Here is a 12,490-nt window from a genome sequence, read left to right as displayed (position 1 = left end):
GGCGAGAGGCTGGGCGAGAGGCGGGGCGACAGGGTGACACGTGACACCCACCTGTCACCCTGTCGCCCACACGGCCAAGCCATTGAGGCGCAGCGATTTTTCGCCCCCGAGCGCGCCGCAGGGTGACAGATCGGCGATTGGGCACCCCGCCTTCGCCCCTGCCCCCGCATCGCCCGCCAACATCACCTGCGGCCCCAGCGGCGGGAATTCTCCGCCTCGTCGAGCGCGTGGCGCTGCATCATCTCCTCGCCCAGCTTTGCATCGTCGCCGCGCACCCGCACGCCGTCCTCGTCCTGCCACACGAGCGGCCCGTGCTCGACCCGATCGAGCATCTTCTCCCACCGGTCGGACCAGAACTCGGCCGCCGCGCCATAGCGCGAGAGCCGCTGCGCCCCTTGCGCATTGCGGCGCGAGAGGAGGAAGACGGTCAGCCGCTCGTCATAGCGACGCCGCGTGCCGACCTGCTCGCCCGCATGGAACACCGGCTCCTCCACCCCGTGCAATGCGCGTTCGAGCGCGGCCTGGTGGAGCGCGTCATAGCCATGCTGAAACGCCGCCTCCCACGCGATATCGAACGGCTCCCCCTTCAGCCGGTTGCGTAAGCGGTAGGCGGACTGGCGCGACATGCCGACCGCCCGCGCCGCCGCCGCGACGCACTGATGCGCCGCGAGCTGGCGCAGGAACTCGGTCATCCTGGGCTTGGTCCAGCGGTCTTCCTTGGGGACGAAGGGAGCCGCGACCTGAGGGGGAACGGCGGGCGGGCGGGGTTTTTCGGTGCTGCTCATCGCGCAGGTTAAGGCAGATTTGCGCGGAGTAGGAAAGTTTGGGGGGCAGAGAGGTGGCACCACCCCTCCCCATCTCGTCATCCCGGATCCCCCGCGCAGGCGGGGGATCCGGGGTCCAGCTTACTTCTCGGGAAGGGCCGCGAAGAGCGTCAGGACGTCCCGCCGGCAAACCGATCCCTACCGGCTGAGCCGCTTGCGATTGGCGCGCACCGGCTTGCCGTAATGCGCCAGCGCGCGGCCGGTGGTTTCCTCGGCCGACTGGTCGAAGCCGCCCGCCATCAGCGCGGGCCACAGCGTCATCGCGGCGACGAGCTTCTCGCTCACCATCCGCTCCGCCTCCCGCTCGGCCAGCTTGCCGCCCGCCATCATGCGGAGGGATCGCAGCCAGATGACCATGCTCATCTCGGCACCGAGCATCCAGCTTTCGACCGCGAGTTCGGGCCAGGTCTTGGGGGTGGGCTTGGTCATTGGGAGCACTCCGGCAGCGTGATGCTGCTGAGGGGTAACGCGGGGGGAGCGGGAATGGGTGCGGGTGCCTTGAAACAACGGACGGCCCGAAGCCTGCGCAGGACCCTTGTTTGGAATATTTCACAAAGCACTGGTAGGGCGCGTGCGTTGTCAAGGAGAACCGTGCGCGTGCCAAACTCATCAATATGGAAGATCGCCGTTGCCTTCGGCCTGGCTCTTGTCGGACTATCGATGGGTGCTTCCGCACAAAGTCCTGCCGACGAATCTCTCACCGCAATACGCGCAGCTCATCTTGTCGAGGTGCGCAGCGGCCGGATACTCGACGATGTGACGGTCGTCATAGCGGGGGATCAAATCCGTTCGATCGAAGAGGACGGCGCGACCCCGCAAGGCGCGCGCGTGATCGATCTCGGCGAGGCGACACTCCTTCCGGGTCTGATCGACCCGCATACCCATCTGCTGCACCAATATTACCGCGAAAACGGCAGCGACAATGCCAACACGATCATCGAGATCGTCCAGATGAAGGGCGCCGACCGAGCGCTGCTGGGGGCGAAGATCGCGCGCGACATGCTGGAGGCGGGCTTCACCACGGTGCGCGACCTAGGCAATTCGGGGGTCAACAACGACGTCGCGCTGCGCGACGCGATCGCCGCCGGCTGGGTCGCGGGCCCACGCATGTTCGTGTCGACCCGCGCGCTTTCGCCCGTGGGTGGCCAGTTCGAGAGCCTGGCGCCGGTGGCGCAGGATCTGGTGGCGCGCGAATATGTCGAGATCGACGGACCCGCGGACGCGCGCAAGGCGGTGCGGCAGGCGGTGTTCGACGGGGCCGACTGGATCAAGGTGATCGTCAATAGCGGGCCCCGCGTGCTTTCGGAGGAGGAGCTGGCCGCGATCGTCGACGAGGCGCACCGGGCGGGCGTGCGCGTGGCCGCGCATGCGACGAAGGGCGACCGCGCGGCAATGATCGCGGCGCGCGCGGGAGTCGATTCGATCGAACACGGTTACACGATCTCCGACGAGGTGCTGGCGGTGATGAAGGAGAAGGACATCGTGCTCGTCCCGACCGACAGCGCGACCGCCGACCACCACAAGGCGCGCATCCGCCGCGCGGCGGCCATGGGCGTGCGGATCGCGATCGGATCGGACCGCTATTACGAAGTTGACGGCCTGACGCGCGGGCAGGAGGCGGCGCAGATGTATCCGCGCTATGTCGAGGCGGGCATGTCCACCCTCGCCGTGCTGCGCTCGGCCACGATAATTCCCGGCCGCTTGCTCGATCCGAAGGGCAGGCTCGGCACGATCGAGCCGGGCGCATGGGCCGACATCATTGCCGTGCGCGGCGATCCGCTGAAAGACATCGGCGCGCTCGAACGCGTCGATTTCGTGATGAAGGACGGCGAGGTCGTCTTGGACCGCATCACCTGGGCGCAGGCTGTGCCGCAGCGCGACGGTTCTACCCAGTAGCGCGCGCCCTCTCAGTTCCAGAAGCGCAATCGGCGATAGTGGGAAATCCGTTCGTTTGACTCGGGTGCCGGCAGACGTTCCGCTCACTCCCCACCCGCAATTCGCCGATGCTCGTCCACACTGCGCCGCATCTCGCGGGCCTGCAGGTGGAGTGCCTGGTTGCTCAGGCGGATCTCGCGGCTTTGCTGGAAGAAGCCGAGCACCAGCCACAGGAACGCGAGCGGGCTGGATACGCCGCCCAGGAAGTCTCCCAGCTCGTTCAGCCGCAGGTCCGCCGGGTTCTGCCCCTGCACGGCGAGGTACACCACCAGCCCCACGACATAGAGCGCGCTCAGCCACAGGCCGATCACCGGCAGGCGGCGGCGTTCGCGCCGTTCGTCCGGGGCCGGATCGTCGAGTATGTCCTGCGGGTCGCTCTCGCTCATGTCATCCTTGCTTTCAGTCGGCTTCGACGATCTCCAGCACGCTCGTCTGGCGGGCGGTGACGCCGGCGATCTCGTCGGTCACGGCCAGCTGCACGGTGTATTCGCCCAGCTGATCGCCATCCTCGATCACCAGGCCGATCGAATTGGGGGCGAGGCCGAAGCCCTGCGCCACGGGGGGCGAGAGCGGGAGCGCGTCGAACGCCAGCGGATCGCCATAGGGCGTACCGTCGGGCGCGGTGATGGTGACGACGGCGGACAGATGGCACTGCGCCGCAAAATCGCGCTGGCAGCCGGAATAGAGGATGAACTGCCGGATCGGCCGGTTGCGGGCCGTCCGCGTTGTCGTCGGCGCAGTGGTGGTCGGCGGGTCGGGCTGGTTCCACTGCGCGAGGAACGCCTCGGGATCGGCGGACCACAGGTGGACGATCCGCAACTCGCCCGCCTGCGCCGCAGCGCTGCCCGCCTCCTGCGCCGCCGCCGCACGGGGCACGAGGGCGAGCCAGAGCGCTAGCGGGAGCGCGGCGGCGATGGCGGACGGCTTCATTCGGTCTCCTGCTCTTTCTGCGCATGCTATCGGGGCGAGTCTTCGCCCTTCAGGTTCTCGCTCGCCAGATAACTGTCGCGGTTCTGTTTTGCGACGAACCGCCCACCAGCTTACCCCGCAGAGCGGGCCTTGCAAACGGCCTCCGGAACAGCGCGGGTAGTTGCGGCACTGAAGCATCCGAAGTGGATATAATCCGCCGGGGCTCCGACCGCTTCGCCCCGGTGCGGCGCGCGTGTCGATCTCCGCCCCGTTATCTCCGCAGTTCCGCGCGCCGGATTGCCAGCCTCGCACTTCGCGGCCTGCCCAGGTCCGGTCCGCACGGCCCCCTCCATCCCCCTCTCGGACCCGGTCCGGCATCCAAAACCGAGGCAGCCGTGCGCGACAAGGGCAGGCCGCCCGGCGCAGTCTGGCATCGGACCCGGGCGGCGAGCGCTGCGGGCATCAGCCTCGGCAGGAGGGGCCGCGATGATCAGGTTCACCGATCTGGTAAACGGTATCCAGAGCGCGATCACCGGCGCCGTCCGCGGGGTCGAGGGCCAGCAGCTCGAAGCGCTGTTCGACTTCTTCCACACCGCCTCCGACGAGCAGGAGGGTGAGAGCACCGCGCGCTCCGAAAAGCACGACGTCGAGTACGAAAAGGTCAGCGTGAGCCAGGGCGTCGGCGGGGATACGCGCTTCCTCAGCCCCAAGCTGGTCGAGATGCGCTTCGCCCGCGAGACCGCCGAGGGGCCGCAGAGCCACTCGGTCTTCGTGCCGCTGATTTCGCTGGTTCCGATGAACGAGCTGCAGATCGAGTCTCTCGAACTCGAAATGGATGTCGAACTCGTCAACCACGAGGACGAGATGCTGGTGAACTTCCCGCAATCGCGGCGCAATTTCCTCAATCGGGAAAATGCCGTCCAGGCGACGAAGGCGAATGCGAAGCTCAAGCTGCACGTCACCGCTGGCCCGCGCCCGCCGGGCGTGGATATCGTCATGCAGGGCTACGAACGCGCGCTGAAGGCGCAAATCCCGTGATCCCCCGCCCCCCGTCAGCATCGCATCTGCGCCCCGCCCGTGCGCGGCGGCCGATCTCGCGACCGACCGACCAACTGCCCCACCCGATTTTCTAGAGGAGGATAAACAGAATGCCCGAAGCACCCGCAGTACCCGGCCCCGCCCTTGCGTCGATGGCGCAGCAATTTGCCGGGCTGCCCATGCCTGCGCTGATCGGGGGGCCGCTGATGGCCGCCTGTTCGGCGAACCAGCAGATGGCTCTGACCCAGATCGACTTCCTGATGAAGACCTGTTTCGTCGAAGGCACCGACGGAACCGACAAGAGCCCCAGATACGCACCGGTGATGGTCAACATGACGCTGTCGCAGGGCATCATCGTCCCGCCCGGCGAGGGATCGACCACGCCCACCGTGTCGCATGTCGACACCACGATCATGATTCCGCTGCTCACCATCCTGCCGATCAATTCGCTGGCGGTCGACAATGTGACGATCAATTTCGACATGGAGGTGAAGAGCAGCTTTACCGACGATACCTCCAGTTCCACCTCGTCGTCGACCAAGGAAGACGCCAGCTTCGATGCCAAGGCGGGCTGGGGCATGTTCTCGGTCGAGATCAAGGGCAACGTCAGCCACGACAGCTCTTCGGCCTCGTCCGACAAGCAGCATTACTCCAAGAGCAACGACGCGAAATATTCGGTTACCGTGCATGCGGGCCAGCTGCCGCTGCCACCGGGTATCACCACGATCATCCAGGCGATGACCAGCACGATGGCACCGATCCAGCTGCCCGCCGGCCCGGCGAAGGACAGCGGGGGGGATGAAGGTTGATGGGTGTCACCATCCCCTGCCCCGCCTGCAACGTGGGCTCGATCCTGATCGAGCCCCGGATGCTGGCCTCGGGATCGCGCTTTGCCTGCAACCATTGCGGCGCCGCCCTGGCGATCGCGCCGCAAAGCGTCGAGACGCTGGAACGCGGCATCAACGCCTACGAGAAGATCAGGACCCGCGCCGCCTCGCTCGTGGAACAGGACTAGGCGGATGGCCATCTACGTCGCCTGGTTCAATGTGGAGAAGGTCGGTCGATCTTCTCCACAGGACAAGGAAACAATCGCCAGTCATTTCCTGGATTACTGTTTCCGCAGCGAATTTGACATCGTCACGCTGCTGGAGATCCATTCCATGCGCAAAACGGATATCGCGAGCTACATCAACAGCGTCTACGGAAGTCATTACAGCGCCGGGTTCATCAACGGCGGCTATAGCAACGCCTATGTCTGCGCGATCAGGAATGCGACGACCACCTACGATGGCTCGGTCCCCCTCGTCGGCCTCAACCGCCAAGTCGCGGAATTCAGTACCAGCGTGAGCGGCGGTTTCAGACTGAAAACTTACCTCGCCCATTTCAAGTCGGGCCAGACTGGCCTTACATCGACGCAAATAAGACGCGCGGTCCGCGCTGCGGAGACAAATTCGGGCGGAACCTGGATGATCGGCGGCGACATGAACTGGGATTTTCACCGCAGGGATGAGCTTGACCTCCCAAGAGGGGTCAAGGCTTTCAGTTACTGGCCTGATTCGACACAACGCAGCGGCAACATTCTCGACTGGACTGTCTACAGCAACAACCTGAATATCAAGGGCGCCGGAATAAGCGAATTCAAGCGCAGGCATCCCGAATTCGGCGCCATGGCGGGACCTGATCACAAGCCCGTGGCGCTTCAGATCGGCAACACATTTCGATGACCAAAAATTTCGCCTAGTCTTTGAATAACTTGAGGGTTCAGCAAACGGGACAGGAATCTACTATTCCCGGCAAGGGCGCGGTTCGTGAAAACCGCGCCCGTCGCTGCAGATTTCCAGCCCCTCAATCGCGTTCGCGATCGCCCTGACCGATATAGAGCTCGCGGCCCGATTGCTCATAGACGCGGCTCATCTCCTCCATCCCCTCGCGCGCTTCCTCGGCCTCTTCGGGTGAGGTCTCGGCACGCAAGTTCTCGCTCGCCAGATAGCTGTCCGAATTCTGCCTGGCGGCGAATTCGCGGACTTCCTGGCTGATCTTCATCGAGCAGAATTTGGGGCCGCACATCGAGCAGAAGTGGGCGGTCTTGGCGCCTTCTGCGGGCAGTGTCTGGTCGTGGTACTGCTCGGCGGTGTCGGGGTCGAGCGACAGGTTGAACTGGTCGCGCCAGCGGAATTCGAAGCGCGCCTTGCTCAGCGCGTCATCGCGCACCTGCGCTGCCGGGTGGCCCTTGGCGAGGTCTGCTGCGTGGGCGGCGAGTTTATAGGTCACCACGCCGACCTTCACATCGTCACGGTCGGGCAGGCCGAGGTGCTCCTTGGGCGTGACGTAGCAGAGCATCGCGGTGCCGTACCAGCCGATCTGCGCCGCGCCGATGCCGCTGGTGATGTGGTCGTAGCCCGGCGCAATATCGGTGACGAGCGGCCCGAGCGTGTAGAACGGAGCCTCGCCGCATGCCTCCAGCTGCTTGTCCATGTTCTCCTTGATCTTGTGCATGGGAACGTGGCCGGGGCCTTCAATCATCACCTGCACGTCCTGCTCCCACGCCTTCTTCGTGAGTTCGCCCAGCGTGTAGAGTTCGGCGAACTGCGCCTCGTCGTTGGCATCGTAGATCGATCCGGGGCGCAGGCCGTCGCCCAGCGAATAGGCGATGTCGTAGGCCTTCATGATCTCGGTGATCTCGTCGAAGCGCTCGTACAGGAAGCTCTCCTTGTGATGCGCGAGGCACCACTTGGCCATGATCGAGCCGCCGCGGCTGACGATCCCGGTCATGCGCTTGGCCGCCATCGGCACGTAAGGGAGGCGCACGCCCGCGTGGATCGTGAAATAGTCGACGCCCTGTTCGGCCTGTTCGATCAGCGTGTCGCGGAAGATCTCCCAGGTCAGGTCTTCGGCAATACCGCCGACCTTTTCCAGCGCCTGGTAGATCGGCACGGTGCCGATGGGGACGGGGCTGTTGCGGATGATCCATTCGCGCGTGTCGTGGATGTTGCGCCCCGTGGAGAGGTCCATCACCGTGTCCGCGCCCCAGCGGATCGACCAGACCATCTTGTCGACTTCGTTCGCCACGTCGCTCGCCACGGCGGAATTGCCGATATTGGCGTTGATCTTGACCAGGAAGTTGCGCCCGATCGCCATCGGCTCGGTTTCGGGGTGGTTGATGTTGTTGGGGATGATCGCCCGTCCCCGCGCCACTTCGTCGCGGACGAATTCGGGGGTGATGAAACCGGGGATCGCGGCGCCCCAGCTGTCCCCGTCGCGGTCCTGCGCGATCTGTTCGCGGCCCAGGTTCTCGCGCTCCGCAACGTATTCCATCTCGGGCGTGATGATGCCCTTGCGGGCGTAGTGCATCTGGCTGACGTTCGCGCCCGATTTGGCGCGCAGCGGCCGCTTCACCGTGCTGGGGAACTGAGGCACGCCGCCGCTGCGATCCGGGCCGAGCTGGCCGTTATCCTCCGGCTTCACCTCCCGCGCGTCGTATTCCTCGACATCGCCGCGCCCCATGATCCACTCGCGGCGCAGCTGCGGCAGCCCAGCGTTGATGTCGATGGCGGCGTTCGGATCGGTATAGGGGCCGGAGGTGTCGTAGACGCGCAAGGACGGCTCACCGCCCTCGAGGTCGATCTCGCGCATGGCGACACGGACGCCGCTGCCGGTCCGCGCGGCGACATGGACCTTGCGGCTGCCACGAATGGGCCCGGTGGTGACGCCGATTTCGGTGCGTTCGATCTCGGTACGTGCGGGGATGTCGGCCATTAAATAACGCTCCTCAGAATCGGAGCGAGGGCGGCAGCCGGGCGTTTTTCCGAAAACCGCTCCCTCCCTCCGCCCGTATTACCGGGATCAGGTTCGACGGGTCGCGGTGTATTCCGCTCTCAACCTGCGATTGCACGACAGGCTCCCCGGGGATGGCGGCAACTGTAGGGAAGGCAATGCCCCGCGTAAAGCGGGCGCCGGATCAGTCGAGCGCGTCGCTCGCCTTCTTGCCCGCGAAAATGCCGAGCAGCAGGAAGACCACGAACAGCACCACGGCAATGATGGCGATCCAGACCGCGATATCGACGAAAGCGCCGGCGACCCCGCCGAAACCCAGGATCGCGGCAATTGCGGCGACGACGAGACACATGATGGCGAGTTTGATCATGCCGGTGAGAACCGCCGACGCGAGCCGGGGTTCCCCTCGCCTCTCCAGTTCGAAACCCGTTCTGCCAAGGTTCAGGCGCACTCGGGCCTGTTGAGCTTTGCGCATCACCGACTTGCGCTTTTCGAGCCATTCGGGCCAGAGCGCCCGCACGACCCCGCCGCCAATCCCGACGGAGCCATGATGACCGAATTTCCCCCGCCCGCAGACGATGGCCAGCCCGAAGCCGGGGTGCCGAAAAAGCGCAATGCCTTCACCCGCTTCCTCGACGCGGTCGAATGGCTGGGCAACCTGCTGCCCCACCCCGTCACTTTGTTCGCGCTGCTGGCGGTGGGCATCGTGCTGCTGTCGGGCCTGTTCGGCTATCTCGGTGTCGCGGTGGTCGATCCGAGACCCGCAGGCGCGCCCGGCGTGGCCGAGGACGGGATGATCCGTGCGGTCAGCCTGATGAATGTGGAGGGGCTGCAACGCATCTTCACCGGTCTGGTCGACAATTTCACGTCCTTCGCGCCGCTCGGCGTGGTACTGGTCGCGATGCTGGGCGTCGGCGTGGCGGAGAAATCCGGCCTGCTGAGCGCGGCGGTCCGCAGCCTCGTGCTGGGCGCGCCGCCCAAGCTGGTGACCGTGGCGATCGTGTTCGCCGGGATCATCTCCAACACTGCGAGCGAGGTTGGCTATGTGGTGCTGATCCCGCTGGGCGGCGCGATCTACTACGCGCTCGGCCGCCATCCGCTGGCCGGGATGGCCGCCGCCTTCGCGGGCGTTTCGGGCGGCTACAGCGCCAACCTGCTGATCGGCACGATCGACCCGCTGCTGGCCGGGATTACCGAGGAAGCGGCGCAGCTGATCGACCCCGACTACACCGTGCTGGCGACCGCCAACTGGTACTTCATGGTCGCGAGCACATTCCTGATCACCGCGATCGGCAGCCTCGTCTCGATCTACATCGTCGAGCCGCAGCTGGGGAAATTCGACGCCTCCAAGGCCGATCCCGACATCCTCGACGACGGGATGATGCAGCCGCTGCAGCCAGCCGAGCGCAAGGGCCTGCGCTGGGCGGGCATCGCGATGCTGGGCGTCTTCGCGCTGATGGCGCTGACGCTGTGGCCCGAATGGGGCGTGCTGCGCAATGTGGAGACGGGCGAGCGGATGGATTCGCCCTTCTTCGACGGGTTCGTGGTGTGGATCCTGATCTTCTTCGTCGTCATCGGCTATGCCTATGGTCGCGCGGCGAACACGATGAAGACCGACCGCGACGTGATCGACGCGATGGCGGGCGCGCTCAGTTCGCTCGGCCTCTACATCGTGCTGGTGTTCTTCGCCGCGCAGTTCGTCGCCTTCTTCGGCTGGACTCATCTGGGCGGGATCACCGCCGTCACCGGCGCGCAGTTCCTCAAGGACACCGGGATGACCGGCCCCGCGATGTTCTTCGCCTTCATCGGCATCTGCGCGCTGATCAACCTCTCGCTCGGCAGCGCGAGCGCGCAATGGGCGGTCACCGCGCCGATCTTCGTGCCGATGCTGATGCTGATCGGCTATTCGCCCGAGGCCATTCAGGCCGCCTACCGGATCGGCGATTCCACCACCAACATCATCACCCCGATGATGAGCTATTTCGGGCTGATCCTCGCCTGGGCGACGCGATACCAGAAGGACCTGGGCGTCGGCACGCTGATCGCGATGATGCTGCCCTATTCGATGGTCTTCTTCGTCGCGTGGTCGATCTTCTTCTATCTGTGGACCTTCGTCTTCGGCCTGCCGGTGGGGCCGGGTTCGCCGACCTACTATCCGGCGGGCTGAGGCCCGGGCTTCCTTTTGCCCCGCGATCTGCCTAGGCCTTTGCTTCGGAAGGAATAAACGAGGAGCACGGCGGGCGTGATCGCGATCACGACATTCGGACGTCTGCGGGTGTGGCACGATGGCGGGGAGCTTGTGCTGCCCTCGTCGCGCAAGACGCGTGCGCTGCTCGCCTATCTGGTCGTGATCGACCGGCCCGCCTCGCGGCAGGAGCTATGCTCGCTGCTGTGGGACCTGCCCGACGATCCGCGCGGGGCCCTGCGCTGGTCGCTTTCCAAACTGCGCCCGATCATCAATGCCGGGGGCAGCGAGCGGATGATGGTCGACCGCGAGTCGATCGAGATCGATCGGTCGAGGGTTTCGATCGACGTCAGCTCGCTCCACCTCCTGCTCGCCGATCCCGAGACCGACATCGCCGCGACGGCAACGGCGTGGAAGCTGACGGGCCGTCCCTGGCTGGAGGATTGCGAGCTTCCCAACCTGCAGGAATATACGCTGTGGCTGGAGCGCGAGCGGCACGAGATCGAGGGGCTGCGCGCATCGCTCACCCGGCGGCTGGCGCAGTCGCCGGACATCTCGCCGGCCGAACGCGAATTATGGGCCGATCGCTGGCTGGGCGATGCGCCGCTCGATCCCGATGCTGCTGAGGAAGCGGTCGCCGCGCGCATGCGGGCGGGCAAGCCCGAAGCGGCACGCAGCCTCGCTGGTACCCTGACCGAGACTTTTCGCGACGCAGGCATCGCAACGCCGGAATTCGCGGAGAAACCGCGGACCGATGCCAACCGCATCCCGCGACGAACCTCACTGCCATCGCAGGACGTCGGCTTCATCAAGACCACCGACGGTGTCTCGATCGGCTGGGCCGTGACCGGGGACCGCGCCAATCCACCGCTGGTCAAGGCCGCCAACTGGCTCAGCCATCTCGAGCTCGACTGGGAAGCCCCGATCTGGAGCCCGCTGTTCCGGCGCCTGTCGGCCCATCACTGCCTCGTTCGTTACGACGAGCGCGGCTGCGGCCTGTCGGACTGGGACGTGCCCGATATCAGCCAGGAAGCCTTCGTCGCCGATCTCGAAGCGGTGGTCGAGGCGAGCGGGCTGGAGCGGTTTCCGCTGCTCGGCATCAGCCAGGGTGCGGCCGTCTCGATCGAATATGCCGCGCGCCATCCGGAGCGTGTTTCGCACTTGATCCTGTTCGGCGGCTACGACCGTGGCTGGCGGTTGACCGCAACCCAAGAGGAACAGCGCATTCGCGAAGCGGTGACGACGCTGACCGAAGCGGGTTGGGATGTCGACAACCCTGCCATACGGCAGATTTACGGGCACACGATGATGCCGACAGCGAACTCGGCGGAGATGAGCTGGTTCAACGATTTCCAGCGCCAGACGACCTCGGCCGCCAACGCGGTGCGCTTCCTCGAAGCCTTCTCGCAGATCGACGTGTCCGACAGGCTGGCCGAAATCCGCTGCCCGACACTGGTGATCCATAGCCGCGGCGATGTGCGCATTCCGCTGGAGACCGGACGTGCGCTGGCGGCGAAAATTCCCGACGCGCGTTTCGCCACGCTCGATACGGAGAATCACCTGCTGCTGGGGCGAGAGCCTGCCTCGGCGGAATTCGTCCGGCTGGTCACGGATTTCATCGCGAGCTAGCGCGAAACGACTGGAATCCAGCTCGAAAAATGCATCGAGCGCCAATTTCCACGCTCGTTCACACGGTTCTTCACACGCTCGTTCACACGCTTGCCTGTCATGGCGCTCCGCACAGGGACGCCGTCTCGTGCCTGAGGGGCGGGCCGTTATTCGACCCGACGCGACTCGCCCCGTTCGGCAAGACGGCACCCCTAAT

13 protein-coding genes and 1 riboswitch are annotated in these 12,490 nt (G+C 65.5%); of the genes, 7 read left to right on the top strand and 6 right to left on the bottom strand.

From position 1 onward, the window contains the following. Positions 1–182: 182 nt before the first annotated feature. Together ACYQ0L_RS14900 and ACYQ0L_RS14895 are read right to left on the bottom strand one after the other, a co-directional pair. Positions 183–785, bottom strand: a complete 603-nt coding sequence (locus ACYQ0L_RS14900; RefSeq protein ID WP_459790163.1) for a hypothetical protein — start codon at positions 783–785, stop codon at positions 183–185. A gap of 177 nt (positions 786–962) precedes the next feature. Then, positions 963–1,253, bottom strand: coding sequence for a hypothetical protein (locus ACYQ0L_RS14895; protein WP_459790161.1), 291 nt, complete (start codon positions 1,251–1,253; stop codon positions 963–965). A 231-nt stretch (positions 1,254–1,484) separates the two neighbouring features. Here ACYQ0L_RS14895 and ACYQ0L_RS14890 point away from each other — a divergent pair, with 231 nt between their 5' ends. Further along, the gene (locus tag ACYQ0L_RS14890) at positions 1,485–2,720 is read left to right on the top strand and encodes an amidohydrolase family protein (protein ID WP_459790159.1); all 1,236 of its coding nucleotides are present in this window, start codon (positions 1,485–1,487) and stop codon (positions 2,718–2,720) included. An 83-nt stretch (positions 2,721–2,803) separates the two neighbouring features. Here ACYQ0L_RS14890 and ACYQ0L_RS14885 read toward each other — a convergent pair whose 3' ends face one another. Both ACYQ0L_RS14885 and ACYQ0L_RS14880 read right to left on the bottom strand, forming a co-directional pair. After that, complete coding sequence (locus ACYQ0L_RS14885) at positions 2,804–3,145, bottom strand: hypothetical protein (protein ID WP_459790158.1); 342 nt, start codon at positions 3,143–3,145, stop codon at positions 2,804–2,806. 13 nt (positions 3,146–3,158) lie between these two features. Continuing rightward, the gene (locus tag ACYQ0L_RS14880; RefSeq protein WP_459790157.1) at positions 3,159–3,689 is read right to left on the bottom strand and encodes a hypothetical protein; all 531 of its coding nucleotides are present in this window, start codon (positions 3,687–3,689) and stop codon (positions 3,159–3,161) included. Positions 3,690–4,154: 465 nt separating this feature from the next. Between ACYQ0L_RS14880 and ACYQ0L_RS14875 the strand changes: the two genes are divergently transcribed. The 4 genes from ACYQ0L_RS14875 to ACYQ0L_RS14860 all read left to right on the top strand — a co-directional run bounded on the left by ACYQ0L_RS14875 (position 4,155) and on the right by ACYQ0L_RS14860 (position 6,430). Next, the gene (locus ACYQ0L_RS14875; RefSeq protein WP_459790155.1) at positions 4,155–4,706 is read left to right on the top strand and encodes a DUF2589 domain-containing protein; all 552 of its coding nucleotides are present in this window, start codon (positions 4,155–4,157) and stop codon (positions 4,704–4,706) included. Between the two features lie 110 nt (positions 4,707–4,816). Then, entirely contained in the window at positions 4,817–5,515 is a 699-nt protein-coding gene (locus ACYQ0L_RS14870) for a DUF2589 domain-containing protein (RefSeq protein WP_459790154.1), read from the top strand. Further along, complete coding sequence (locus ACYQ0L_RS14865; protein ID WP_459790152.1) at positions 5,515–5,721, top strand: hypothetical protein; 207 nt, start codon at positions 5,515–5,517, stop codon at positions 5,719–5,721. Before ACYQ0L_RS14870 ends, ACYQ0L_RS14865 begins: the two co-directional genes overlap by 1 nt. A gap of 4 nt (positions 5,722–5,725) precedes the next feature. Next, on the top strand, positions 5,726–6,430 hold the full coding sequence (locus tag ACYQ0L_RS14860) for an endonuclease/exonuclease/phosphatase family protein (RefSeq protein WP_459790151.1): 705 nt from the start codon (positions 5,726–5,728) through the stop codon (positions 6,428–6,430). A gap of 121 nt (positions 6,431–6,551) precedes the next feature. On the opposite strand, the gene thiC is transcribed toward ACYQ0L_RS14860, so the two are convergent. Continuing rightward, complete coding sequence (gene thiC, locus ACYQ0L_RS14855; RefSeq protein WP_459790150.1) at positions 6,552–8,462, bottom strand: phosphomethylpyrimidine synthase ThiC; 1,911 nt, start codon at positions 8,460–8,462, stop codon at positions 6,552–6,554. 47 nt (positions 8,463–8,509) lie between these two features. Beyond that, positions 8,510–8,621: riboswitch (TPP riboswitch) on the bottom strand. A gap of 43 nt (positions 8,622–8,664) precedes the next feature. Beyond that, a complete protein-coding gene (locus ACYQ0L_RS14850) occupies positions 8,665–9,000 on the bottom strand; it encodes a DUF1328 domain-containing protein (protein WP_459790149.1) in 336 nt (111 codons plus the stop codon). 30 nt (positions 9,001–9,030) lie between these two features. Between ACYQ0L_RS14850 and ACYQ0L_RS14845 the strand changes: the two genes are divergently transcribed. Beyond that, complete coding sequence (locus ACYQ0L_RS14845; RefSeq protein WP_459790147.1) at positions 9,031–10,647, top strand: AbgT family transporter; 1,617 nt, start codon at positions 9,031–9,033, stop codon at positions 10,645–10,647. 75 nt (positions 10,648–10,722) lie between these two features. Continuing rightward, on the top strand, positions 10,723–12,294 hold the full coding sequence (locus tag ACYQ0L_RS14840; RefSeq protein ID WP_459790145.1) for a bifunctional AfsR/SARP family transcriptional regulator/alpha/beta hydrolase: 1,572 nt from the start codon (positions 10,723–10,725) through the stop codon (positions 12,292–12,294). Positions 12,295–12,490 lie beyond the last annotated feature (196 nt).

The organism is Alteriqipengyuania triglochinis, assembly GCF_054655655.1.
This window is presented reverse-complemented; position numbering and strand designations above follow the sequence as displayed.